Origin of the sequence: Leclercia sp. EC_58, from assembly GCF_019584355.1 — a bacterium.
GTDB lineage: Bacteria > Pseudomonadota > Gammaproteobacteria > Enterobacterales > Enterobacteriaceae > Enterobacter.
Genome location: NZ_VDAM01000001.1, coordinates 3,328,112 through 3,352,293 on the forward strand (window position 1 = coordinate 3,328,112; position 24,182 = coordinate 3,352,293).

Genomic DNA, 24,182 nt, shown 5'->3' on the forward strand with positions numbered 1-24,182 from the left:
TGACAGAAATCCCTTTCTGTCGGTGCGCGGATGTTAGACGATCTTCTTCAGGGCAACGTGATAGAGCAGCATGATGGTTTTGCCGTCGACGATAGTGCCATCATCAATAGCCCTGAGGGCCTGTTCAATGGGCCATTCCAGCACTTCGATATCTTCACCTTCGGCCTCGATACCGCCTCCTGCGCCGGTGCGATCCCCTGCGTGATATTCCGCGATGTAAAAATAGAGCTTCTCGGTGACGGAGCCGGGGCTCATAAAGGCTTCGAACACCTTTTCCACCTGGTCAATCTGGTAGCCGGTCTCTTCTTCCACTTCGGCTTTGATGCGCTTTTCCGGGGCCATGTTATCAAGCAGGCCTGCGGCGGTTTCGATCAGATAACCGTCGTGACCGTTTATATAGACCGGAAAGCGAAACTGGCGGGTGAGGATCACCGTTTTTTTCTCGCGGTTATAGAGCAGGATGGTTGCACCATTTCCCCGATCGTAGGCTTCGCGGTTCTGACGCTGCCACTCCCCGTTGCGACGGCGCAAATCGAAGGTATATTTTTTGAGCGTGTACCAGTCATCTGACAGCGTTTTGCTATCGAGAATGCGTACTTCTGCACGAGTTGATTGCACGATGCCTCCTGTATAGGTAGAGTGACCATCATAGTCTGCACATTCGTGCAATATCAAGATCAAACATGCAACCTCAGGAATCCTTCATGCTCACCCGTCAACGCAAACAGCTGATCCTTGAAAAACTGAACACCGAAGGAGAGGTGCTCTCTAAAACCCTCAGCATCGAATTTCAGGTGTCGGAAGATACCATTCGCCGGGATCTGCGCGAGCTGGCAGCCGAGGGGCGTTTACAGCGGGTGCATGGCGGCGCGCTGCCGGCATCAAAAGCGGTATCCAGCTTTGCCGAGCGCAGCCACCTTGGCATCGACGCCAAAAAGCGGGTGGCGCAGAAGGGGGTTGAGCTTATCTCGCCGGGACAGGTGGTGATCATTGATGGCGGGACGACCACGACCGAGCTGGTTCGCTGCTTGCCGACGGATCTCTCCTTTACGGCGGTCACCCACAGTCCCGGTATTGCGTTGGCGCTGGTGGACCATCCCCGGGTTGAGGTGATCCTGATTGGCGGGCGTTTGTTCCGCCACTCTATCGTCACGGTGGGAGCCGCCGCGATTGAGGGTATCGAACGTATCCATGCAGATCTCTTTTTCATGGGGGTAACCGGTATTCATCCGGAAGCGGGGTTAACCACCGGTGATTATGAAGAAGCGTGCATCAAACGCGCATTTTCCGGCAGGGCCGCCGAAACGGTGGTACTGGCGTCGCCGGAGAAGATTAATACCGCTTCACCCTTTCTGATTGGCGAGCTTTCGCTTATCAATACCGTGGTGGTTGAACCGGATACCGACAGTCGCTGGGTTGAGGCGGTGGTCGGGCAGGGCGTGTCGGTTGTTAAAGCGTGACGCGAAAATGCTAATCGCAGGAAGAGCGCAGCCGTATAAGCTACGCTTTTGCAGTAACCTGTTCATTACTAAGGACTACGTGATGCTGCAAAAAATCAGCCTTATATCCCTTGCCTGTTTACTCTTCACCGGCTGTATGTCCATGTCCGGTGAGGGCACTTCGCCCGAAGAGAAGAAGTTTCGTAAAGTCGAGGCCGCGGCGAAAGAGTGCGCCGAAATTGTGAAAAACCAGACTATCGAACTCACCGCAGAAGGCAAAGACGCCGACACCCGCTGGACGACCATCGACTATGTGGGGCCCGATCAACGTACCCGCACCGTAGAATATCGTACCTCGTCGGTGCTGGATAACGGCGAGCCGGGTAAAGCGTGGCAAACCTGTATGTCGGATAAAAAAGCGCTGGTGCCTGAGCTGAAATTATAAGGTCAGGCCGCCAGGGGAAGAAAAACTACCGGCTGCCACCTGCCGGTTTTTTTTGCTATGCGTCCCGGCAAACAATATACTAAAATACATTATATAAATATGTATATTGATGGGTGCATATCGTGACTACAAATAGCGATATTCAGGATGCAATGAAACAGGCGGCACTGGGGGCTGCGGAGCTTTTGCGCGGTTTGTCCAATGCGGACAGACTGCTGTTGATGTGTCAGTTAAGCCAGGGGGAAGCGAACGTTGCGCAGCTTGAAGAGGCGGTGGGGATCCGTCAGCCTACGCTGTCCCAGCAGCTGGGGGTGTTGCGGCGTTTAAAGCTGGTGGAGACCCGACGTACAGGTAAACAGATTTTCTACCGGATTGAGGATCCGCGGATCTTTACGCTGCTTAACACCTTATATGACCTCTATTGCCCAGAGAAAGGTGTCGATCATGAGCGTTGATTTCTCTCACTTCACGCCACTGAGTAGCCTCGCGGGCGGGGTATTAATCGGGCTTGCCGCCATACTGCTGATTCACTTCTGCGGGCGAATCGCCGGGATCAGCGGCATTGTGGCGGGAATGCTGACGAAACAGACCCGTAAAGAGGGGTGGCGGATAGCCTTTTTAATCGGTCTTATCGGTTCACCTCTGTTGTTCAGCCTTTTCTTTCCCTTACCTGAGATAACAGTTCATACCTCGTGGCCGCTGATTGTCGTGGCGGGCCTGCTGGTGGGCGCCGGGACGCGTCTGGGATCCGGGTGTACCAGTGGGCATGGCGTCTGCGGGCTGTCGCGTTTTTCCAGACGCTCCCTGGCGGCCACGCTGACTTTTATGGCGGTCGGTATTGTTACCGCAACGCTGACCGGTTTCTGGCTCGGTTAAGGAAGAAATATGTTAATGGTCATTGCCGCGTTTCTGTGTGGCCTGATTTTTGGCGTGGGTTTGCTGATAAGCGGGATGGCAAATCCTGAGAAGGTACTTGGCTTTCTGGATCTCTCTCAGCCCTGGGATCCCTCTCTTGCCTTCGTGATGCTCGGGGCGATTGCAGTGGGGATAGTCGGCTTCAGGTTAGCTAAAAGCAGACAAACGTCGTTTTGCGGTGCGCCGATCCGACTGCCGGAGAATAACACCGTAGACCGCGCGCTGCTGATGGGCGCTGTTCTGTTCGGCCTGGGTTGGGGGCTGGCGGGTATTTGTCCCGGACCGGCGCTGGTCTTACTGGGGGCGGGCGCAGGGAAGGGAGTGCTGTTTGTGTTGTCGATGCTGGCCGGAATGTGGATCGTGGACAAAGCCCGGCCAGCGTAAAAAATTAGGCTGGAAACCTTGACCCGATTTGCCCGATCCTGTCAGGTAATTCATCCCATCATCCATCTGTTTAGAGAAAGAGAGCGCTATGAAACTCTATGTGTATGAGCATTGCCCGTTCTGTATCCGCGCGAGAATGATCTTTGGTCTTAAAAAGGTGCCCTTCGAGCTGGGCGTGATAATGGAAGGGGATGTCGACACGCCAACCCGTATGGTGGGCAGAAAGGTCGTGCCGATCCTGCAAAAAGAAGAGGGCGTTTACATGCCGGAAAGCATGGATATCGTCCATTATGTCGATGAGCTTAATGGTGCGCCGGTCATCAAAGGTGAATGCGATCCCCTAATTGAGGTCTGGTGCAAAGAGAACACGCGCACCGTCTTTAACCTGGCGATCCCACGTTTTACCCGGGCGGATTTTAAAGAGCTGTCCACCCCAGCCGCGCGCGAAGCCTATACCCAGCGTGAGATAAAAGCGTTTGGCGATCTGGAGGCATTAATGGCCAATAGTCAGGCCTTTATCGATACGCTGGTGGATGAACTGGCTAAAATCGAGCCCTATCTGCGTGCCAGACACCCGATAAGCATCACCGATTTTTATCTTTTCCCGGTGCTGAACTCGCTGACAATTGTGAAAGGCTTCCCGTATCCGGACTACCTGAGCGACTATCTGGACCACGTTGCGACATCCTGTAACGTACCGCTGTTTACCGATAAGGCATTGTAATTGAAGGGGGCTCGCCCCCTGAACATAAGCAAGTTTATCCAGCGCATTTTTGGCTGCAACACAAACAAGGAAGTGCTATACTGTATATAATTACAGTATAGGGGGTGCATAATGGCTGTTGAAACAAAATATGTTGTCGTAAGAAAAGGTGAAGAGAAAATGACATTTGCCAGTAAGAAAGAGGCTGACGCTCACGACAAACTGCTCGACCTCGCAGAAGCGTTCACCGACTGGCTGGTGCAAAGTGACATGCAGATGGATGAAACGCAGGCTGAAAATCTGGGGCTGTATCTCGCCGAGCAGAAAGAGGCCGTGCAGCATATTCTGCGTACCAGCAAACTTCCCGATCTCAATGCCGCAACAGCAGCAGAGAAAGCAGAGTCAGATGAAGGTAGCAGTAAAAAAATCAGAGCAGTCAAAGCTGCCTGATCAACACATCATCGCTGATCCTGTCGCCGCGAGTGGGAAACTGCTCGCGGTTTTTTTTGCCATATGCCCGGCTCAGGTGGGCGGATGTGGGGCAGGAAACAGGCAGGGCATTAACGTAATCGTCATCGCTGATACCTGTTCCTCGCATAACAATACAAGTGGCCCGTTTAAGCACGGTGCGGTAAGTCGCTCATTATCTCTTGTATTTCATTAAACAGTCTTGCCAGATGGAAACCATCGCAAACGGAATGGTGGACCTGAACGGCGAGCGGCAACAATGTCTTTCCATCCTGTTCGCAGTATTTGCCAAAGGTGAACATGGGCGCGAAAAAGTTCTTCATGTTTGCAACGTTGACATTGAAACTGGTAAACGTTGCCCAGGGAATAGCCGATACGAAAAATATATTGTCCGGTGACTCGCCCTTAGGCCAGTAAGAAAGGTTATTACCGTAGCGTGTAACGTCTTCAGAATAGGTTTTTTGGAAGTGCTCCATATTGCCATCGTAATGACTCCATAATGATGAAAACGTCTCCGTTTCATTATGGAAAATGGTGTAGCTTGGATAAACTTCCTTCCATATAACCAGCTCATCGTCCTTCATGGCCATACGAAACTCTGTATGCCTGTTTACGACTTCAGAAATGATGGAGATGATAGTAGGGTAAAACTTCCAGCCCACGTCTTTAATATGTTTTAGCAGATCGGTGATGTCTAAATTCACAGTCTGGTTAATGGTGCTCTGAGCAAAAGACTGAAATACCGCAAAATGTTCCTTCCTGGCCCAACGAGATAAGTCAACAGGCGTATAGTCTGGGATTGTTTTTTTCATTTCTAACCCTTTGATTAGCGATGTAATCCTGCGTTCAGCGTAAGATTTTTCCATGATAAACCAGCATATCTTATTATCACGCTGATATGCATCGGTAAAGTGAGGCTGACTGCCAGTTACGTTAAGAAGAGCGGTGACTGCGACGGTACCTTAAACATTGCTGCGCAAAGCGCTCCTCTTAAAGCTGTTTCCTGCGCTTCACTGAGTACATCACTTCGTCACTTTTTTTGATCATTTCGTCAAGCGACGAATACTGGCCCTGATCATTGTGCAGAATGCCAGAAGAGTAATTGATATTGTACGGTTTACCTGATTTTTGGTTGTAATCGTCAACCCCCCGACGAAGCTCATGCAAAAAATCCTCCGTACTGCTCCGGGTGGTAATGAGCACGGCGAATTCGTCTCCACCCAGCCGACCGGCAATATCGCCGGGCTTCAGGAACTGAAACAACAGTCCTGAGAAGACTTTCAGAACCTCATCGCCTTCAGCATGTCCCCAAAGATCATTGATAGGTTTGAATTTATCCAGATCAAAAAAGATAAGGCTGAACGGTGTATTACGCTCAGTGAGGGTGCTGAACCGTTTTTCTCCTGTCCGGTAAAAACCCCGCCGATTAGCTATTCCGGTCAGGCTGTCGGTCATTGCCATGCCGATGACCTGAAATTCATCCTCAACAATGAAGGCCAGATCCTTGAGTGAAGCAATATCCTCGTCGTTAAAGCTGCGAGGGATGGTATGAATGAGGCAAAGCGTACCGGCCACTTTTCCGTCAGGCAGATGCACCGGGTAGCCAGCGTAAAATCTGATGTAAGGTTCACCGGTGACCAGGGGATTATCATGAAAACGCTCATCAACAGATGCATCGTTAACGATAAAAGCGCCATCCTGCAAAATGGCGTGCCCACAGAATGAGATATTACGTGGCGTTTCCCGGACACCGAGACCCTCGCATGCAATCAACCATTGTCGCTCGCGATCCAGCAGGCTTATCAGGACCACAGGTACCTGAAAGATTCGCCTGGCAAGCCGGGTAAGACGATCAAAACGCTCATCGTCTCTGGTATCAAGCAGGTCTGCGAGATAAAGCGACTTTAGTCTTTCTTCTTCATTTTCCGGTATGCCGGGGAATTTCATAGAACCTCAACGACTTATGCGCGTTTTTGATGTTTTCATCTACACAACAATATTCTTTAGCTGAGTATAGGATAAGCAGAAATTACCCGCCTGTCTGGACACTGATATCTGTTTCTGTCGGGCCTTGTCAGCTTGAGAACCGTTGCCATTTTTAAAAATGGCAACAACCGCGCCATCTGCTTGTTCCGCGAAATGGATTTTGAGGGGGGCGAATTGGAGATCATCAGAAAAAGGTACAGCATCATTCTGCGCCCCGTCCGGCCGACCTGGGACTCGTTCGCGAAGATGGAGAAAACGCCCGCCTTTTACCGCAGGCGGACGATCTCTCTTCTGTTTATTTCGAAGGCAGCTGACACTGTATACCCTGGCGGTTGCACCGCAAAAAAAAGTCCGGGACAGTGCCTCTGACGGGGAATGGCGTCAAAGACAGGACAAAGAGATTTATTTCGCGGCTTCCTCAATAAGTGTGGCTACGTCCTGGGGATGAGAAACCATCACGACATGGGATGCCCCTTTGATCACCACGGTGTGCTTTGATCCCGCGCGTTCAGCCATAAAACGCAAACTTTGGGCAGGGATATTTTTGTCGCTGTCACCATAAATGAAGTAAGAGGGCACTGTTTTCCAGGCGGGGGCTCCCGATTTTTCAGTTAATGCTGCTTCGGTCACAGGTCGTTGTCCTGCCGCCATCAGCGCAGCTTTTTCAGCTGACACGTCATGAGCGAATTGCTGGTGGAACTTCGACTGCTCAATGGACAGATCGACGTTACCATCAGCCAGCTTAACCGGCGCGGAAAGCGCCTCGCCAAGAGTGCCACCGGGGAATTTCCCCGCCAGTTCAGCGGCAGCCTCACCCGTGTCAGGAGCAAATGCGGCGACATAAACCAGTGATTTAACATTTTTCGTTTCCCGGGCTGCGTTCGTTATCACCTGGCCGCCATAGGAATGCCCGACAAGTACAACAGGTCCTTTAATATTGTTCACAACAGAAGAGACGTAAGCTGCATCAGTCGAAACACTGCGCAGCGGATTAGCCGCTGCGACGACGTTATACCCATCTTTCTGCAGGATGCGGGTGACATCATTCCAGCTTGATGAGTCAGCAAAAGCACCATGAACCAGGACAACAGTCGGCTTTGCGGTTTCGGCGAAAGCACTGGCAGACAGCAGAGCGGTAGCAATAGCGAGGGAGGCAGCAAATTTAGACATGATAGTTTCCCTTTTAACACAGTTGATAAGGTATGCGTATGATGGGTGTGGCCTGTATGGAACAGGCCACCTCGTTAGCCGCGAATAAAGCCCAGGACGTCAGCATTAAAGCGGTCGGCCTCTGTTTCAGCCAGACCATGTGAGCCGCCGGCATATATCTTCAGTGTGGCGTTCGCAACGATCTCAGCGGCGCGGTGTGCTGATGCCTTAATGGGCACAATCTGGTCATCGTCACCATGAATAATCAGAGTAGGGCGATCAATCTGCTGCAGATCGCGTGTGTAGTCGACCTCGGAGAACTCACGGATGCAGTCATATTGTCCTTTAATACCTCCCTGCAACCCGATCCTGCGAAAGTTTTCCCGCAGCCCGTCATTGGTTGGTACATGGTCGCGATTGAAGCCATAGAATGGAATGGTCAGGTCGAAGAAGAATTGAGCACGGTTTTTGGCCGTTCCTTCGCGAATGGCATTAAATACCTCCAGCGGAGTGCCGTCGGGATTAGCATCGGTCCGGAGCATCTGAGGAGGTACTGCGCCAACCAAAACAACTTTAGCTACACGGGAAGTACCATGACGACCGATATAATGTGCAACTTCGCCACCCCCTGTGGAATGACCTACTAAAATAAGGTCCTTCAGATCCAGCGCTTCAATAAGTTCGGCCAGATCGTCAGCATACTGATCCATATTGTTGCCATGGAATGTCTGGTCCGAACGCCCGTGGCTGCGCCGGTCATGAGCGATGACCCTGAAGCCATTCTGGCTGAAGAAAAGCATCTGCTGATCCCAGGCGTCAGACGATAACGGCCATCCGTGAGCAAAGAGGATTGGCTGACCTGAACCCCAGTCTTTATAGAAAATGCCAGTCCCGTCTGTCGTTGTGAATGTGGACATATCTTTCTCCTGTTATGAATTGTATGTTGCTGCGCAATTGACTTGTGCACGACTTGTTTGTGTGTGAATTAATCTGACATTACTTTTTGTTGTTGTCAATCGCTTGCAATTAAATCGCACACAAATTATTTTAGAGGGACTGGAGGACATATGACTAAAGAGATAAATACCGGGGATTTACTTCCGGATGTGCACGGCATGCTCTGCTTCTCGCTATATTCCGCGGGACATGCGTTTACGCAGCTCTATCGCCCAATGCTCGATAAGCTGGGTTTAACCTATCCCCAGTACCTGGTGATGATCACTCTGTGGAATCAGGATGGACGCACTGTGAAGGAACTGAGTGGAATACTCTTCCTTGAGTCCAGCACGCTGACTCCTTTACTTAAGCGGCTGGAGAGTGCGGGGTTGATCACCCGGACACGCAATCCGAAGGATGAACGTGAAGTGCTTATTCATCTGACAGAGAAGGGGGACACACTGAAAATTGAGGCCAGCAATATCACGCGCTGTATTGTGGATACCCTTGGAATGGATGCGGATGCAGTTGCTGACATTAAATCATCAGTCGATAAGATCCGTGATCAGATACAGCGTGCACAGAGACCGGACAAGTGATGTTTCATAGACCGGGACGTCGCGATGCCATCCCAGCTGCGTGCCGGGTAGGTATTCGGTGACGAGCAGATGGGAAATCGTCCCGTGCTCAATCCTCAGCCAGTCGGCAACGCGGTTTCGCAGCGGAACCAGACGTGCATCAAGCCTCGGACTGGGCTTGACGGTATGCGTATTGAAATCGTAAAGCCCGCCGAAGCTGAGAATACGGACCTTTGATTCATATTCTTTATACCGTGCAGGCATGAGAGGCAGCGTGGCGATAATCTCCAGCAAACCTGTCTCTTCTTCCGGCGTGAGAAAGTCGGCCTGATAAATCAAGCCCGGAATGGAGGGTAGCTTTTCGTCTGCAAACAAATCAAACTGCATGTATCCTCCGAAACCATCACTAAACCTGACCGGTGTTACTCGTCAGGATCGCCATTCCTTTTTTTTAGCCTGGCCGCAAGCCAGGGCGCGGTGAGGCTTTTCTTACTGCGGCTGACCTCTTCCGGCGTGCCGGCCGCAATGATACGTCCGCCGTTTTCGCCCGACCCGGGACCGAGATCGAGAACCCAGTCGGCTTCTGCGGCAATGCGCATATCGTGCTCCGCCATGACCACCGTATCGCCGCGCTGAACCAGACTGTCGAGGACCCGCATCAGCTTGTCCATGTCCGCTGGATGCAGCCCCGTGGAGGGCTCGTCAAGCAGATAGAGTGTTTTACCCCGCTGTACGCGTTGCAATTCCCAGGCGAGCTTAATGCGCTGGCATTCGCCGCCGGATAGTTCGGTGGCGGGCTGCCCCAGTTTCAGGTAGCCGAGACCGAGCGAGGCAAGCGCGGCCAGGGAGCGCTGGATGGTGTCATTATGTCTGAACACCTCAACGGCTTCATCGACGGTGAGATCCAGCACGTCTGCTATCGTTCTGTTATGCCAGCGGACCTGGAGCGTATCCTCATTGTAGCGCCGTCCGCCGCAGGCGGAGCAGGGCGCGCTTGCCTGGGGCATAAACATCAGTTCGATAGTGATCTGTCCCTGTCCGTCGCAGGCGGGGCAGCGGCCGGCGGGCAGGTTAAAGGAAAAGCGGCTGGCGTCAAAACTTCGCTTTTTCGCTTCGTCGGTATCGGCAAATAGCTTGCGCACGGTATCAAAGAAGCCGGTATAGGTCGCCAGGTTAGAGCGCGGCGTGCGCCCGATGGGTTTCTGGTCGATGCGGACCAGACGTTTCAGAGTAGTCCCGCCAGCCGTGATCTTACCCTGTACCCCCGGAACCAGGCTGTCTTCCTCTGACTCCTCATCCTCAGGGGTTTTGTCGAGTCGCTGAAGCAGCGCCGGGAGCACCCGGGCCAGAAGCGTGGACTTGCCCGATCCGGATACGCCGGTGATGGCGGTCATCCGTTCAAGAGGGATGCGGACATCCAGCCCGTGAATGTTATTGCAGGTGATTTGCTCAAGCTCCAGCCAGCGATCGGGAAGTTCACGCCTGCGCAGGCCCGGACGGTGTTTGTCGAAGAGGTAGCCTGCGGTAGGTGAGCGGGAAACCCGTGCCAGACCGGATGGTGCGCCGTTATAAACGATCTCACCGCCCAAGTGCCCGGGACCGGGCCCCACCTCCGTGAGCCAGTCGGCTTCGGCGATAACGTCCAGATTATGTTCGACAATAACCAGCGAGTTGCCAGCCTCCAGAAGCAGGCGCAGAGACTGGAGGAGGGCGCGAACATCTTCCGGATGCAAACCGGCTGCCGGCTCGTCGAGCACGTAGAACACGCCAAACAGGCGGGAGATAAGCTGCGTGGCCAGTCGGATACGCTGCAGCTCGCCGGACGAGAGCATGGTAGTCCGCCGACCGAGAGAGAGGTGGCCGAGGCCTAGCCTTTCGAGCTGGTCGAGGCGGCCGCAGATATCGGTCGTCATCCTGATGACGGCCTCCCGCAGCGCGGCTTCGCCAGGCATATGCGGCGAATGGCCTTCGGCAAAGGGTAAAAGCAACCCCTTTAACTGCGTTATCGTCAGCTCACCCATTTCGGCAATGTCGTGGCCCGCAAAGGTGTAGGCCAGAGCATTGCGGTTGAGCCGTTTGCCGTGGCATTCGTTGCACGGCGCCACGGTGATGAAGCGGGAGAGGCGTTTTTTCACTGACTCCTTACCGCCCGAATAGCTTTGCAGAAGATATTTTCTGGCACTGGTATAGGTACCGGTATAGGCGGGCTCGGTGCCTGCCGCGAGTGCCTCCTGGCGCTGCTCCGCATTTAGCCCCATGAAAATCGGCACTGACGGCTGTTCGTCGGTGAAGAGGATCCATTCCCGATCTTTTTCAGCCAGCGTATTCCACGGGGCATCGATGTCGTAGCCCAGCGAGTCAAGAATTGAGCGCAGGTTTTTTGCCTGCCAGCCGTTGGGCCAGGAGGCTATCGCCCCTTCGCGGATGCTAAGCGACCCGTCAGGAACAAGCGCGTCGGCCTTCACTTCATGCACCATGCCCATGCCCTGACAGGCAGGGCAGGCGCCCTGAGGATTATTGGGCGAGAAGGCTTCTGCCGGCAGGAACGGGATGTCGGTGGGATGGATGCCAGCACGTGAAAAAAGCAGCCTGAGGGTGACGGAGATCCGCGTCAGGCTGCCAACCGTTGAGCGTTCCTGCGCGCCGGCCCGGCTCTGCTGCAGGGCTACGGCGGGTGGCAGCCCGTCTATGCCGTCCACGTCCGGTGCCGAAGCCTGCTCAATCAGGCGCCGCGCATGCGGCGCAACAGATTCCATAAACCGTCGCTGCGCTTCGGCGTAGAGTGTGTCAAACGCCAGGGAGGATTTACCGGATCCGGATATCCCGGTAAAAACCACCATGGCATCACGGGGAAAGGTGAAGGAAACGTCCCGGAGGTTATGCGTCCTGGCTCCATGTACAGTGACGCCGGTACGGATATCCTCAGGCTGTACATTTATGCTTTGCGATAGTTTTTCTGATGACATTAGTTCCCCTGATAATGCGTCAGTCTGTCGATATTATTAGTTTCGCCTTTCACGTAAGAGCTCCGCTCTGACTGAAAAGGGCCGGACAGACGGCATGAGAAAAGAACTTCAAGGTTAGTCCCGGGACGCGTATTGGACAATTGCCGGTTTCGGTAATTCAGTCGTGACGAAATGGAATGTCAGTACGGGGTAAGATGGCAGAACTGCTACACCTATTTACAGGAGAAGATGATGAACCTGGTAGACGGTATTGAGGCGTTCGTGAAAATTGCTGACCTGGGCAGCTTCGCGGCCGCGGCGCGCGAGCTGAATATTTCCCCCTCTGCTGTAAGTAAGCTCGTCAGCAAAACAGAAGAGGAGCTGGGTACGCGCCTACTTAACCGTAACACGCGTGGTTTAAGCCTGACGCAAGAAGGTAAAATGTTTCTTGAGCGTAGCCGGGTAATACTTAATGAACTGACAGCAGCGAAGGAGGAGCTTTCGTCTGTATCAGGCGAGCCTAAAGGCAAGCTTCGAGTGAGTATGCCTTATATACCGTCCTTTTTCCTGCCGGTGATCAGCCGTTTTATGGCGCAATATCCGGCAGTAACTCTTGAGGTAGATCTTAGCGACAGACTGGTTGATGTGGTGGATGAGGGATTCGATGCGGTAATACGCGTCGGCCAGTTGTCAGACTCCCGCCTCACGGCCCGCTCGCTCGGTAACTGTGCCATGAATCTGGTGGCATCACCAGATTACCTCAGGCGATACGGGATTCCTGCCTGCGTGGAGGATCTCAATTCCCATACCTGTATTCAATACCGCTATCCCTCAAGTGGGCGCACGGAGCCCTGGCCACTTCTGAATTCAGCATCCGGCGTGCAGAATGTTATTCCTTCTCTCGTCTGCAACAGTACGGACATTCGCCTTGGGCTGGCACTTGACGGCAAAGGTATTGCTTTTATGCCGGGGCTGCTCACGGAAAAATATATTGAATCAGGTGAGCTGAAAATTGTGCTGGGAAATATTGTCGAACAAATCTATGAAATCAATCTGGTCTGGCCCACGAATAAATATGTGCTTCCCAGACTTAAAGCCTTTACGGATTTTATGGTGAATTATTTTACCGGAAATTAATAACTATCAGAAAGGTTTCTCTCTTTCATTCAGGATACTGTCTGAAAGAGAGAATATGGAATTAAACCAGCTTCAGCATGATCGCACTGAAGATAATAAGAAAGATACTTGCCCCCTTGAGCAGACGAATTTTATCTCCGTTAATCAATACGCCTACCGCAACGGCACCGATGGTACCCACCCCCGTAAAGATGGCATAGGCCACGGAAAGGGGAATCTCGCGCATGGAGATACTCAGCGAGCTGAGCGCAATGGCAAAGAGTACAATGGTAGCCAGAAGGAACGTGATCTTACGGCGAGCGGTTCCGGCATTGGCATAGCCATTCAGAGTGGAAATACCCGCAACCTCGAAGCAGGCGGCAACAAACAGAATGAGCCAGGAAATCATGATTTTGCTCCTTTAACACCAATAACGCCCAACATCAGGGTGACCACGAACACGATACGGAGGATTTCTGGCTGACCTCCGTGAAACAGGGTGTCGGTCATTTCTACCAGTACCACAAATAGGGTACCGAGACCGGTATAAACTACATACGCGATACTCGCCCTGACATATTTGAACGACAGCATGAATATGCCGAAGCTGGCCACCACGCAAACCATGGTCAGGAATATTTCAAATGGACCCTGGGCATGCTTAAGACCGAATGCCCAGGCGCACTCAAACATCGCGCCGATGATAATAAGGATGAGACCTCTGGTGTTCATAACAATTCTCTCTTCAACAACTTCAGTGAGTTAAATTTCCATTTCGCCACAAAATATTCACGAAAGATTCTTGTCGCGGAAAAATAATTAAAATAGATCAGAAATGTTTAAATTAATAAACACTGATCGAGTTAAGTTTATTTGGTTACGCACTGGAATAAATGTAATAGTAAGACTCTCATTCTGTCTGGACAAGACACTTTATTGATATTTCAGAAGTGACAAAATGGAAATATCACTCATTGGAACATAACTGAGTCTGAAAGGAGGCTAGGCTTGACCCATGATAACGTTGAGGCGTGATGTGAAGGGCTGTCGCGTTCCTGACAGGATTTTGGGCTTTCTTGTCGCTGGAGAACGCAAGGGGCTTGCCGTGTTGCTCGAGATACTCACGGGTGGCCATCATGTAATCAAAGGCTGATTCAGTCTCACCAAAGCGGAGGTGCATCAGGCGACCAGTCGCGTCATCAATAAAGACGAGCAAGCAGTATTTCGGCGCTTGACTTTCAAACTTCAAACCAGTCATGTGGAGAACCATCAATCCATCAGACACAGCTTCTGACGTTCGGTCAAAGTAAGCTGGAGAGCAGCATCACGACGGCGCATGCGTTTTTCAACAACTGACTGTAGGTTGTGGTTGGTCCGGCTCAGTTCTTTATAATATTGCAGGTATTACCTTGGTGCGCATAATGCATATTATGTTAAATCATGTTGACTGTTAACTTACTTCATGAACCAAGACGGTTCGCATAAAATCATAGGGTTAAGTCCCCCTTAATCTCTCGTTTGCTGGCATTATGTTTAAGAGCTATTTTCTTCATATCCACGAACTTCTCTGAGGATGTCTCAGATGTATATACTCGACCAGGCTGGTACTCGTCTATCGAGGCAGAAATCGCAGCATTTTCCCTGCGGTTGCTATTGCAACTCTGATTATTTTGAAACGCTGGTACTGTGCGCTGATTAAATTAACCGATTACACTAACCGTACCAATTTGACCCAGAAAGCTCGGGAAACAATAGCCCTCAAACGCCTTCTGCTACTGTTGATGGCTATGCTTCGGTCTTCAGTAAATACAGACTTCATCGAAGATGACGGTCGCCCTACCCAGCTTCGCACTCATATTTCTCGTCACAATATAAACACTTTTCTCGCTATTGCTGAAATTTCAGACTACTTACAAGCCATGTTGATGGGGCGTGTTGATATTACTCAAAATAAGCATTATCAGCATTTGGCTCTTAAGGAGCGCCGAAAGACTGCTTCTCTTATTCCGTTAGTTCAGATCGTATAGGAGCAGACAACACTAACTGTTATTGACGCTCATACACCGCTCGATGCGGTAAAACAATTTAGCAGCCATGGGAAATTAAAAACCCGGCACAGTGGCCGAGTCTGATTTCATCTACAACATTTTGTCTAACGCGGATTACTGGTGAATCACCTGCATGAGACGATTAAACAGCGCATTCCCTTGGTCGCGGCTGGCGATGATTGATTCTCTCAGTGCCTGCATTCGTGTCTCATGCTCCTGAATTTCCCCCTCATTCATAAAAATCCTTTCGCCAATAGTGTCAACACTGTACTCTCTGAAGTATTGGTGAACATCGTCAATTAACCGTGTCAGAAAGGCGTGAATCTCTTCACCGCAATACACGTCAGCGTTTCTGAACGCATCTCTTGCGACTGCAATATCTTGTGCGCCTAACCCATAGGCAAAGCGGGGGAATTCGTCCATTATCGCTGTAAATGCATTTCTGATTTCGACACGAGGATCCATAAGGTTTATATCTTGCGCCCTCCTAGCAATAGCCTGATTTTCCTCCGCAATTTGCGTTGTCCTCTTAGCGGTCTTTCTGTTCTGGAAATACACCAACAGTCCCAAAAGAAAACCCAACCAACTCAACAGCGGTGCAGCGCCTGCAAACAAATCTGAAATGCTTTTCCACATAGTGTACTGACCTACTTTTCTTTATTGTTTAACTACTGATTGTTCTAACTCGGGTAATTATTTACCCATTTGCTTTCAGGGTATTGACCAAAATGGCGGTTGAGGTAGGTTTTGCGGCAGGAGTTCAAAACGGATACTAAATTAAACCTTACACACCGGCCTTTACCCCATAAGCGTGATTTCTGTGTCCAGAATTTATGCTTTTACAGCCACCTGCTGCGTGAGCGCTGATTTATGGGCTAGGTCGGCGACGACTAAGTTTAACAGGAATAGAGTTTCATTTGGTTTAAACGGAACCCTGGCCTATGGATACGAGCACCTGATTCACAGAGCAGGTTAGAGGAGATGATTGATGAAAGTTAAAGGTATCAAGCATGATGTACTGAGGGCGAAAGCCCTCAGTACTCCAGAATCTCAGGCCGCATATGAAGAGGCAGAGAGAGAAGCTATGTTATTTAATTTACTACAAGAAATGAAAGGTAAAGCCGGAATGAATAGTAAACAATTAGCTGAAAGAATGGGAGTGACTCCGCCTGCGATTACTAGACTTGAAAGAAATCCAGCCAGAGCAAGCATCTCAACACTTGATAGATATGCCGCTGCCTGCGGAATCCATCTAAAAATAAGCATTTGAAAAATTTAAATAAATTATATTTTTTAGAATTCAGAAAATGCACCCTCGTGCAACGCGAGGGTCAACGTTAGCGGCGACTAGAATACCCGTTGATGCAAAGTGCACACCATTCAAACAAATGTATTGAGGATTAACCCACTAGGTACATAGACATAGCTGGTAGGCATCTCCACCCGTGAAAAGAACGAAATTCCATATGGCTTTAAGCAGCGCCAGCCCATATAAAAAATTTCGAATTTAAACTCCACGCATTAATCAAGAAAATCAGGACGTTGCTTTGATATGCATTCTGATACTTCGGTTATCACAGCAAGACAATTTTGAATAAAATCATCATCCACAAGGACCAAACCCTCAACACCTGAAACATCACCCTCTTCCTGAACAGGTGTAGTAGGTGTATCAACTACAAAATCAAGATTATTGAATTTAGCGACCAAATTGTTATAGCTAGCCCCATCACCATGCTTTAACGCATTGATTGCAAGATAATAATCATGAAACTTATCTTTCAGCGCAATCTCGCCTGCCTGTTCGAGAATAGATTTAGCCTCTTTGAAACCGTCTCTACAGTGTAACCTGCGCTGTAAGTGAGCCTCGTAAACAGAAAACAACCCCACTGCATGAATCATTTTTTGCAGATTAAGAGCTTGCATATTTTTTAAAGGTGGTGTGGCACCAGTTTCAGATAATGCTTTAACTGATAAATCATAGCATTCATTAATTTTTGCTAATGAGAAATTTGTGCATCTGTACGCTAACTCAGAAAATGAATGCATAGGTTCCTTAAAATCCCTGTTTTGAAAATGTGATGAGAAATGATTAATGAACTGTAGTTAAGCCTATCAGCTAAAAACATCCATACGGGTTGTGCAGGACCAGCTCATGAAGCAAGGTAACAAAATATTATGTTTTTTAATGGAAATCAATTATAAAAACAATACATTAATCGGCGCGATGTCTGTGAACTAGCGTTGCAATCAACATAAGTTAAATGCGATCTATGGCAGCAACGCAGACGTACCGGGCCTCATATTACGCGCCCAGCTTTATCCCCTCGCCTCAGCTTCTCATTCCTCACCGTACACTCCGACACACCTCAAGCACTTTTTCTCTCAGCCATCGATGACCGGGATCCCTTTCCATTCTCGGATGCCACATCTGCGACACCGTGATGGCGCGGGTCTTGAACGGCAGTTCGAATACATGCAGCTGCTCCGTCATCTGCGGGTTTTGCAAATACAACGCCGGAACCATGGCGATAAGATCCGATGCCAGCGCTACGGACAACGCCGTCGGAAAGCCAGGCACCACGCTTGCCACCTTACGCGACAAACCTGACTCCGCCAGTGCATCATCCACAAACCCATGTAATGATCCATTCGGCGCGGCCACCACATGGCCCCAGGCGACATAATCCTTTACGCTGATTTCCGGTAACGATGCCAGCGGATGCGTCTTACGAACGGCACCGACAAACCGGTCCTGAAAAAGTCGCTGCAGGCGAATTTCCGGGCCCATATTGCTCTGGACGCCAATTTCCAGATCGACCAGACCCTCACGCAGATAACGTGACGTTTTTTCCGGCTTGGGCGCGAAACGGATACAGACGTCCGGGGCTGCCTCAGCCACAGCGGCAATCAGCGCCGGGCCAAACGCGACGACAAACCCATCGTTGGCCCGGATGGTGAAAATCCGCGCCAGACTTTCCAGCCTGAGCGTCTCCATTGACGGCTGTAACACTGCCCTCGCCTCCTGCACCGCATTTCTGGCGCGATCCCGGGAGGCTTCAGCCCAGGGGGTCAGCACCATATTTCGTCCGGCTCGCACCAGAATCGGATCGCCCGTCACCTCACGCAGCCTGTTGAGCGTGCGGCTCATGGCGGATGCACTTAGGTTTAAGCGCCGTGCAGCACCGGCCACGCTCGCTTCTGCCAGCAGAATGTCGAGTGCGACCAACAGGTTAAAATCGGGATCGGACATGATAAACCTCAGATAAGGCGTTCGGTGCAATGATTAAGTGTAAACCATGCGTCTTACGCCTTATATACCTCGTGCTTATAGTTTCGTCATCAAAACCATATTCAGGAGTTCAGATGATGATGCTATTTTCAAACCAACCCGGTGATGACGGGCTGCCAGGGTCGGAGCGCGCCCGGGTGATGATCGCCGTAATGGTGACCACCCTGATGGGGGTATTTGATGGCACCATGATCAACATTGCCCTTCCCTCTATGGCGCAAGCGATGCAGGTGCCTGCAAGCTACGCGGTCTGGTTCGCCAACGGTTACCTGCTCTCTGCGGCCATGACGCTGATGATCTTCGCCTCGCTCGCGACGATCTTTGGCACTCGCTCCATATTTCTTACGGGGCTCACCACCTTTACGCTGACCTCACTGGGCTGTGCAGTGGCAACCACCCCGGAAATGCTTGTGGCAATGCGTATCCTGCAGGGGATCGGCGGTGCGGCGACGTTAAGTATTGCTCCTGCGATCCTGCGCAGCGTTTTTCCGGGACGACTGCTTGGCCGCGTGCTGGGTCTGCACGCCCTGCTTATTGCATCCAGCACCGCCATTGGCCCGGTGCTGGGCGGAACCATACTGGATACCCTGAGCTGGCAATGGTTGTTTGCCATTAACATTCTTCCGGGAACCTTAGCCCTGTTGCTGGCTTTCAGGGCGTTACCCGGAAAATCAACGTCCGGCAAAGCTGCGTTTGACCTCCCAGGCGCGCTACTGTCAGCGACCCTTTTAGGCGCAATGATTATGGCGGCGAACAGCCTTCACCTGGCGGCGGTCTGCTGGGGACTCCTCGCCCTGTTCAGCACGATGCTGTTTATCTGGCATATCCGCCGCGCCCGGGCACCCATACTGCCGCCCGTCATATTCAAGAACGGACGTTTTACCCTCGCGGCATTAACGTCACTGGCCTCTTTTGTCAGCCAGGGGATCACCTTTGTTGCGTTGCCTTTCCTGTTTCAGAGCGTATATGGCTACAGCCCTGTTGTATCCGCGCTGCTGTTCGTGTCCTGGCCGATAGGTATTGTGCTCATTGCACCCCATGCCGGCCGCTGGGCAGACACGGTTTCTGCGCCGCTGATCTCCACTGTTGGGCTGGCCATCTTTGTGGTGGGATTGATCCTGCTGGCGATGCTGCCCGCCTCGCCTTCCGTATGGGATATCGGCCTGCGTAGCCTGGTTTGCGGCATCGGATTTGGATGTTTTCAAAGTCCTAACAACCGGGAAATGTTGTCGAATGTTGCCCGCGAACAGGCAAGCTATGCATCCGGGGTATTATCCATTGCCCGAACTTTCGGGCAGTGCCTGGGCGCCGCTGTTGTCGGTATCCTTCTGACCCTCATATCGCCGGAAACCGGCCAGACGTTGAATGAACGGGCTGTCCACTTCGCCCTGTGGGTCGCTGTCGCTGCGTCTGTCGCTTCAGTGTTGTTTAGCCTCAGCCGACTGCGCAGAACGCATGTGCTTTCGTTAGGAGGAAGCAATCGTTAATCTTCTCAACTAGACTTCTTAGCGGCTGTACGTCTTTAACTGCGGACGCAGCCCACTTCACTCAGGTTCTTTTATTCCCCGAGAGGTCTATCATGTCATTTGTTACCACCAACGATGATGTCAGTATCTTCTATAAAGATTGGGGTCCTAAAGATGCACAGCCCATTTTCTTCCACCACGGCTGGCCATTAAGCGCTGACGACTGGGATAACCAGATGTTGTTCTTTTTAGCTGAAGGTTTCCGCGTTATTGCCTCCGACCGTCGTGGTCATGGCCGCTCAAGTCAGGTCAGCGATGGACACGATATGGATCATTACGCCGCCGATGTGTCTGCCGTTGTGGAACATCTGGATCTGCGTAACGTTGTCCATGTTGGTCACTCCACCGGCGGCGGACAGGTTGCGCGCTATGTGGCGAAATACGGCCAACCGCAGGGTCGCGTGGCGAAAGCGGTTTTAATCAGCGCCGTACCGCCATTAATGGTGAAAACGCCGGAAAATCCAGGCGGTACACCGTTGGAGGTTTTTGATGGATTCCGTAAAGCGCTGGCCGCAAACCGGGCGCAATTTTATCTCGACGTGGCGACGGGCCCCTTCTACGGCTTCAACCGAGCGGGGGCTGAAATATCCCAGGGGACTATTCAGAACTGGTGGCGGCAAGGGATGATTGGCAGCGCGAAAGCGCACTATGAAGGCATTAAAGCCTTTTCCGAGACGGACCAGACCGACGATCTGAAAGCGATCACCGTGCCGGTGCTTATTTTGCAGGGTGATGACGATCAGGTGGTGCCTTATAAGAATGCCAGCCTGCTTCAGGATGAACTTATCAGCAACAGCACGCTGAAAGTTTATCCGGGCTATCCTCACGGGATGCACACGACGCACCCTGATACGATCAACAAAGACTTACTCGATTTTATCCGCAGCTAAGTCAATGATTCGGGTGGCTTTCGCCACCCGTTTTACTTCCGCGCCCCTTATAAGGAGGCTTTTAACCGTGCGACCGCCTCTTTCAGGTTTTCATCCGTGACGCTGACGTATGACATGCGCAGCGTGTTGTGATCCGGCTCGTTACAGTAGAAGAACTCCCCTGGCACGTAGACCACGCCGTTGTTGAGGGTCTTTTTCAGCCACTCGGTAGTGTTCATCTCATATTTAAATTTCGCCCACAGGAACATGCCACCCATGGGTTTGTGGAACGTCAGGTGATCGCCCAGTTCGCGCTCCACCGCCTGGCAGAGGATCTCGCATTTGTGTTTATAGGCGTCACGGATCAGCGCGATTTGTCCCGCCAGGCGCCCCGTGGTGAGATAGTGATAAGTGAGCGACTGCGACAATGTGCTGGTGTGTAAATCAGTGGCTTGCTTGAGGATCACCACCTGACGCTTCACCCAGTCCGGTAACACTAACCAGCCTACCCTTGCCCCCGGCGCGAGGATTTTTGAAAAGGTCGAGGTGTAAATCACGTTATCGCTGCACCCCATCTCTGCCGCCCAGGCTTTTAACGGCGTGAAGGTGTTGTCGGTAAAATTGATTTCGCCGTAGGGATCGTCTTCGATAATCACAAAATCGTAGCGCTGCGCTAATTCCACCAACTGCTTGCGGCGCTGCTCTGTCAGCGTTACGCCGCCTGGGTTGCCAAACGTCGGTACGATGTAGACCGCTTTAATCGGCGTGGTCTTAACCAGCGCTTCGAGCTCATCTACGATCATCCCTTCGCCGTCGGTACCCACCGACATCAGGTTAGCCTCGGCTAACTGCAGAACCTGCAGGGCCGCGAGATAGGTTGGACGTTCAACGACAACAATGTCGCCCGGATTGATCAGCGCACGGGCCAGAATATCCAGTGACTGCTGGGAGCCGGATGTGACGACAACCTCGTCGATACCGCAGCGGATCCCCCTGCCGCTCAGCAGCTGACAGATTTCGCCGCGCAGCTCCGGGCTACCTTCGCTCAGACCGTACTGAAAAGCCTCCTTCCAGGTGCTGGAGAGCACCTTTTCCATTGCCATTTCCAGCCCTTCGCGATCGAAAAGATCCGGATTGGGAATGCCCCCGCCGAGTGAAATCACCCCTTCCATCTTGCTGTGTTTTAATAGTTCTCTGATCGCCGATGACTGGAGGTTTTGTACTTTGTGGGCAATTTTGTTCTGCGACATCTCTCGTTATCCTGGTTTGTTGTCTCCCAATCTAAGTATCACATGTCGGCGGCTTTGATAATCACTTTCTGCGGCAGAAAAACGAGGAATAACAATTGCAGAAGCCGGAGCACGACGGCTCCGGCAGTAAGGATCAGAATTCGATACGGGCGCCGAAGTTATAGCGGCGGCCTTCCAGCATCGAAGACTGGTTGTACGAGGTGCGGTAAAGCGGGTTTGCGTCAAACAGGTTATAGATGCCGGTCATGAGTGTAACGTTTTTGTTCAGATGGTAACGCGCGCCTAAATCGACCAGCGCGTAGGCTTCTGTTTCGCTGGAATTGCCGATGTCCGGTGAGGTGCTGCGCCAGCTCGCTTTGCTCCATAACGCCAGGTCGTTTAGCGCATGCCATGTCAGAGAGACGTTAGCCATGCTTTCCGGGAAGTCACTCAGGGCGTAACCTTTATACTCGCCGCTCTGCTGTTCGCTGTGAGTCCAGGTATAGTTGGCATTGGCTCTTAACGATGAGGTGACCTGCCAGTCGCCGTTCAGCTCCACACCGTAGATTTCGGCATCGCTGACGTTGAAATACTGGAAGACAGAGTCAGCGACGTAACCATTATACGTACACTGCTGCGAGGCCGACGCGGTACAAATGACCCGGTCGCTGATTTTGTCCTTGAATTTGGTGTAGAAGACGGTCGCGTCCAGCGCCAGCGCATCCTGCTGCCAGTAGACGCCAAGCTCGGTGTTGAGGCTCTCCTCCGGTTTGAGATCGTCATTACCGATGCCTATTTCCGAATAAGGATAAGCCCCATACACGCTGGTAAAGCCGGCATTATTCTGGCGCAGATCCGGTTTTTTATAGCCCGCCGACACACCGCCCTTCAGCGCCCAGTTTTCATCAAGGGTCCAGTTGCCGTAGATCTTAGGCGTGACGTGATAACCAAAGTAGCTGTCGTGATCCAGACGCGCCGAGGTCGTTAAGGTGAAATCCGGGACGATCATCCATGCATCTTCGGCGAATACCGCCCAGCCGTTGCGCGATATTTCGCTCACCGGCGTTACGCCCGGCGCCTCTTTATCTTTAATGCCGAACTCATCGTCCAGCTCATTGCGGGTAAAGTTGATGCCCAGCGTCAGCTTGTGGTCGCCGAGGGTAAAGGTGTTGGCGCTGTTCGCCTCGTAGTTTTTCTGGGTAATAAACTGTGATGCCATTCCCGGCACGCGGTACTCGGTTTTCGCTTTCTCGTAGCTGACGAAGTTCTTCACCTCAAGTATGTCGCCATACCAGGCGTGCTGCGACAGCGAAGCCGCGTCGCGGTCGAAGCCCCAGTACCACTGTTTATCGTTATGCGTTTTCTCCTGATTCCCTTTCGTAGCGTTCAGATCCCAGAGCTGGGTCTCCGTTGGCGACAGGGCGATCGTCGCGTCCAGGTTGCCGGACTGATGCTTCACAAAACGCTCGTCGTTGACGCTATCATCATCGCGACGGTCGAGATAATCCGCGGCCACGCTTACCCCCAGTTTACCGGGGATCACCGGGCCCATCACAAAGGCATTGGTCTGGTTGGTGTTGCCGTACTCGCTCTTCTCCTGCAGGAAGTAGTTATCCTCCAGAACGCCTGTCCACTTCTCCAGGTTGTACGCTTTTTTAGTGATGACGTTGACCACGCCGCCGATGGCGTCAGAACCATACAGGGATGACATCGGCCCGCGGATCACTTCGATGCGCTCGATGGCGGCCAGCGGTGGCATAAAGGCGGCCTCGGTACCGATATGGTGGCCGTACGGGCGGGATTCGCGGGTGGCCTGTTTGATGCCGTTCACCATGTAGGAGGTATAGGTGGAGTCCATCCCGCGCATCTGGACATCGCCAGTCGCCAGGCTGCCGTGGCCGTTACCCACCAGGAGACCCGGCATCTCGCGCAGGGCTTCGGTGACGTTCTGGTTAGAGCGGGTGTTCAGCTCCTTTTCATTCACCACCGAGATGGTTGCTGGTGCCTCGCGACGTTCCTGGCTGAAGCCGGTCGCGGTCACGACCAGCTCATCTTCGTTAACGGCGGTGGATTCCGCGGCGAAAACGGCCGCAGGAAGGTTTGCCAGGGCGAGCGAAACCGCCACGGCCATGCGTGTCTGCTTTATCACAACAG

At 52.0% G+C, this 24,182-nt stretch carries 27 protein-coding genes and 2 pseudogenes; 14 read left to right on the forward strand and 15 right to left on the reverse strand.

Annotated elements, in window-relative coordinates; genetic code table 11:
• Nucleotides 1-33: 33 nt before the first annotated feature.
• Complete coding sequence (locus tag FHC51_RS16365) at nt 34-618, reverse strand: NUDIX domain-containing protein (protein ID WP_220436064.1); 585 nt, start codon at nt 616-618, stop codon at nt 34-36.
• Between the two features lie 86 nt (nt 619-704).
• Here FHC51_RS16365 and FHC51_RS16370 point away from each other — a divergent pair, with 86 nt between their 5' ends.
• The 7 genes from FHC51_RS16370 to FHC51_RS16400 all read left to right on the forward strand — a co-directional run bounded on the left by FHC51_RS16370 (nt 705) and on the right by FHC51_RS16400 (nt 4,336).
• Nucleotides 705-1,460, forward strand: coding sequence for a DeoR/GlpR family DNA-binding transcription regulator (locus FHC51_RS16370; protein WP_114387087.1), 756 nt, complete (start codon nt 705-707; stop codon nt 1,458-1,460).
• An 82-nt stretch (nt 1,461-1,542) separates the two neighbouring features.
• Nucleotides 1,543-1,884 carry a hypothetical protein gene (locus FHC51_RS16375; protein WP_220436065.1) on the forward strand — a complete coding sequence of 114 codons (342 nt, stop codon included), beginning with the start codon at nt 1,543-1,545 and terminating at the stop codon, nt 1,882-1,884.
• 152 nt (nt 1,885-2,036) lie between these two features.
• Entirely contained in the window at nt 2,037-2,339 is a 303-nt protein-coding gene (locus FHC51_RS16380) for a metalloregulator ArsR/SmtB family transcription factor (protein ID WP_220436711.1), read from the forward strand.
• Nucleotides 2,329-2,760, forward strand: a complete 432-nt coding sequence (locus FHC51_RS16385; RefSeq protein ID WP_220436066.1) for a YeeE/YedE family protein — start codon at nt 2,329-2,331, stop codon at nt 2,758-2,760. Before FHC51_RS16380 ends, FHC51_RS16385 begins: the two co-directional genes overlap by 11 nt.
• A gap of 9 nt (nt 2,761-2,769) precedes the next feature.
• A complete protein-coding gene (locus FHC51_RS16390) occupies nt 2,770-3,183 on the forward strand; it encodes a DUF6691 family protein (protein WP_220436067.1) in 414 nt (137 codons plus the stop codon).
• An 88-nt stretch (nt 3,184-3,271) separates the two neighbouring features.
• On the forward strand, nt 3,272-3,907 hold the full coding sequence (gene grxB / locus FHC51_RS16395) for a glutaredoxin 2 (RefSeq protein WP_220436068.1): 636 nt from the start codon (nt 3,272-3,274) through the stop codon (nt 3,905-3,907).
• 111 nt (nt 3,908-4,018) lie between these two features.
• Complete coding sequence (locus tag FHC51_RS16400) at nt 4,019-4,336, forward strand: YebG family protein (RefSeq protein WP_220436069.1); 318 nt, start codon at nt 4,019-4,021, stop codon at nt 4,334-4,336.
• 167 nt (nt 4,337-4,503) lie between these two features.
• On the opposite strand, the gene catA is transcribed toward FHC51_RS16400, so the two are convergent.
• Nucleotides 4,504-5,166, reverse strand: a complete 663-nt coding sequence (catA, locus tag FHC51_RS16405; RefSeq protein ID WP_220436070.1) for a type A chloramphenicol O-acetyltransferase — start codon at nt 5,164-5,166, stop codon at nt 4,504-4,506.
• A gap of 178 nt (nt 5,167-5,344) precedes the next feature.
• Nucleotides 5,345-6,301 carry a sensor domain-containing diguanylate cyclase gene (locus tag FHC51_RS16410; RefSeq protein ID WP_220436071.1) on the reverse strand — a complete coding sequence of 319 codons (957 nt, stop codon included), beginning with the start codon at nt 6,299-6,301 and terminating at the stop codon, nt 5,345-5,347.
• Between the two features lie 132 nt (nt 6,302-6,433).
• Here FHC51_RS16410 and FHC51_RS23285 point away from each other — a divergent pair, with 132 nt between their 5' ends.
• Complete coding sequence (locus FHC51_RS23285; protein WP_375373808.1) at nt 6,434-6,709, forward strand: hypothetical protein; 276 nt, start codon at nt 6,434-6,436, stop codon at nt 6,707-6,709.
• A 33-nt stretch (nt 6,710-6,742) separates the two neighbouring features.
• On the opposite strand, the gene FHC51_RS16420 is transcribed toward FHC51_RS23285, so the two are convergent.
• The gene (locus FHC51_RS16420) at nt 6,743-7,510 is read right to left on the reverse strand and encodes an alpha/beta fold hydrolase (protein ID WP_220436072.1); all 768 of its coding nucleotides are present in this window, start codon (nt 7,508-7,510) and stop codon (nt 6,743-6,745) included.
• Nucleotides 7,511-7,584: 74 nt separating this feature from the next.
• The gene (locus tag FHC51_RS16425; protein ID WP_220436073.1) at nt 7,585-8,406 is read right to left on the reverse strand and encodes an alpha/beta fold hydrolase; all 822 of its coding nucleotides are present in this window, start codon (nt 8,404-8,406) and stop codon (nt 7,585-7,587) included.
• 150 nt (nt 8,407-8,556) lie between these two features.
• Between FHC51_RS16425 and FHC51_RS16430 the strand changes: the two genes are divergently transcribed.
• On the forward strand, nt 8,557-9,024 hold the full coding sequence (locus tag FHC51_RS16430; protein ID WP_103824408.1) for a MarR family winged helix-turn-helix transcriptional regulator: 468 nt from the start codon (nt 8,557-8,559) through the stop codon (nt 9,022-9,024).
• Here FHC51_RS16430 and FHC51_RS16435 read toward each other — a convergent pair.
• Entirely contained in the window at nt 8,971-9,390 is a 420-nt protein-coding gene (locus FHC51_RS16435; protein WP_255584897.1) for a hypothetical protein, read from the reverse strand. The two genes, FHC51_RS16430 and FHC51_RS16435, sit on opposite strands and share 54 nt — an antisense overlap.
• Nucleotides 9,391-9,425: 35 nt before the next feature.
• A complete protein-coding gene (locus FHC51_RS16440) occupies nt 9,426-11,969 on the reverse strand; it encodes an excinuclease ABC subunit UvrA (RefSeq protein ID WP_220436074.1) in 2,544 nt (847 codons plus the stop codon).
• 228 nt (nt 11,970-12,197) lie between these two features.
• On the opposite strand from FHC51_RS16440, the gene FHC51_RS16445 reads away from it, so the two are divergent.
• Complete coding sequence (locus FHC51_RS16445; protein ID WP_246842278.1) at nt 12,198-13,085, forward strand: LysR family transcriptional regulator; 888 nt, start codon at nt 12,198-12,200, stop codon at nt 13,083-13,085.
• Nucleotides 13,086-13,146: 61 nt separating this feature from the next.
• On the opposite strand, the gene FHC51_RS16450 is transcribed toward FHC51_RS16445, so the two are convergent.
• The 3 genes and pseudogenes from FHC51_RS16450 to FHC51_RS16460 all read right to left on the reverse strand — a co-directional run.
• Nucleotides 13,147-13,473: a multidrug efflux SMR transporter gene (locus tag FHC51_RS16450; protein WP_220436075.1), complete on the reverse strand. Its 327-nt coding sequence runs from the start codon at nt 13,471-13,473 to the stop codon at nt 13,147-13,149.
• A complete protein-coding gene (locus tag FHC51_RS16455; RefSeq protein ID WP_220436076.1) occupies nt 13,470-13,796 on the reverse strand; it encodes a multidrug efflux SMR transporter in 327 nt (108 codons plus the stop codon). Before FHC51_RS16455 ends, FHC51_RS16450 begins: the two co-directional genes overlap by 4 nt.
• A gap of 343 nt (nt 13,797-14,139) precedes the next feature.
• Nucleotides 14,140-14,338, reverse strand: a pseudogene (locus FHC51_RS16460) (ISNCY family transposase); the annotation flags it as partial.
• 503 nt (nt 14,339-14,841) lie between these two features.
• Between FHC51_RS16460 and FHC51_RS22995 the strand changes: the two are divergent.
• Nucleotides 14,842-15,085, forward strand: a pseudogene (locus FHC51_RS22995) (hypothetical protein); the annotation flags it as partial.
• Nucleotides 15,086-15,226: 141 nt separating this feature from the next.
• Here the strand turns inward: FHC51_RS22995 and FHC51_RS16465 are convergent.
• On the reverse strand, nt 15,227-15,748 hold the full coding sequence (locus tag FHC51_RS16465; protein WP_114387079.1) for a hypothetical protein: 522 nt from the start codon (nt 15,746-15,748) through the stop codon (nt 15,227-15,229).
• 352 nt (nt 15,749-16,100) lie between these two features.
• On the opposite strand from FHC51_RS16465, the gene FHC51_RS16470 reads away from it, so the two are divergent.
• The gene (locus FHC51_RS16470; protein ID WP_114387078.1) at nt 16,101-16,382 is read left to right on the forward strand and encodes a helix-turn-helix transcriptional regulator; all 282 of its coding nucleotides are present in this window, start codon (nt 16,101-16,103) and stop codon (nt 16,380-16,382) included.
• 251 nt (nt 16,383-16,633) lie between these two features.
• On the opposite strand, the gene FHC51_RS16475 is transcribed toward FHC51_RS16470, so the two are convergent.
• Both FHC51_RS16475 and FHC51_RS16480 read right to left on the reverse strand, forming a co-directional pair.
• Nucleotides 16,634-17,161: a hypothetical protein gene (locus FHC51_RS16475; protein ID WP_114387077.1), complete on the reverse strand. Its 528-nt coding sequence runs from the start codon at nt 17,159-17,161 to the stop codon at nt 16,634-16,636.
• A gap of 298 nt (nt 17,162-17,459) precedes the next feature.
• Complete coding sequence (locus FHC51_RS16480) at nt 17,460-18,365, reverse strand: LysR family transcriptional regulator (protein ID WP_103824403.1); 906 nt, start codon at nt 18,363-18,365, stop codon at nt 17,460-17,462.
• A gap of 116 nt (nt 18,366-18,481) precedes the next feature.
• Here FHC51_RS16480 and FHC51_RS16485 point away from each other — a divergent pair, with 116 nt between their 5' ends.
• The gene (locus FHC51_RS16485; protein ID WP_220436712.1) at nt 18,482-19,891 is read left to right on the forward strand and encodes an MFS transporter; all 1,410 of its coding nucleotides are present in this window, start codon (nt 18,482-18,484) and stop codon (nt 19,889-19,891) included.
• A 92-nt stretch (nt 19,892-19,983) separates the two neighbouring features.
• Complete coding sequence (locus FHC51_RS16490; protein WP_220436077.1) at nt 19,984-20,820, forward strand: alpha/beta fold hydrolase; 837 nt, start codon at nt 19,984-19,986, stop codon at nt 20,818-20,820.
• Between the two features lie 47 nt (nt 20,821-20,867).
• Here FHC51_RS16490 and FHC51_RS16495 read toward each other — a convergent pair whose 3' ends face one another.
• Entirely contained in the window at nt 20,868-22,049 is a 1,182-nt protein-coding gene (locus FHC51_RS16495) for a PLP-dependent aminotransferase family protein (RefSeq protein WP_220436078.1), read from the reverse strand.
• A gap of 133 nt (nt 22,050-22,182) precedes the next feature.
• Nucleotides 22,183-24,177: a TonB-dependent receptor domain-containing protein gene (locus tag FHC51_RS16500; RefSeq protein WP_220436079.1), complete on the reverse strand. Its 1,995-nt coding sequence runs from the start codon at nt 24,175-24,177 to the stop codon at nt 22,183-22,185.
• Nucleotides 24,178-24,182 lie beyond the last annotated feature (5 nt).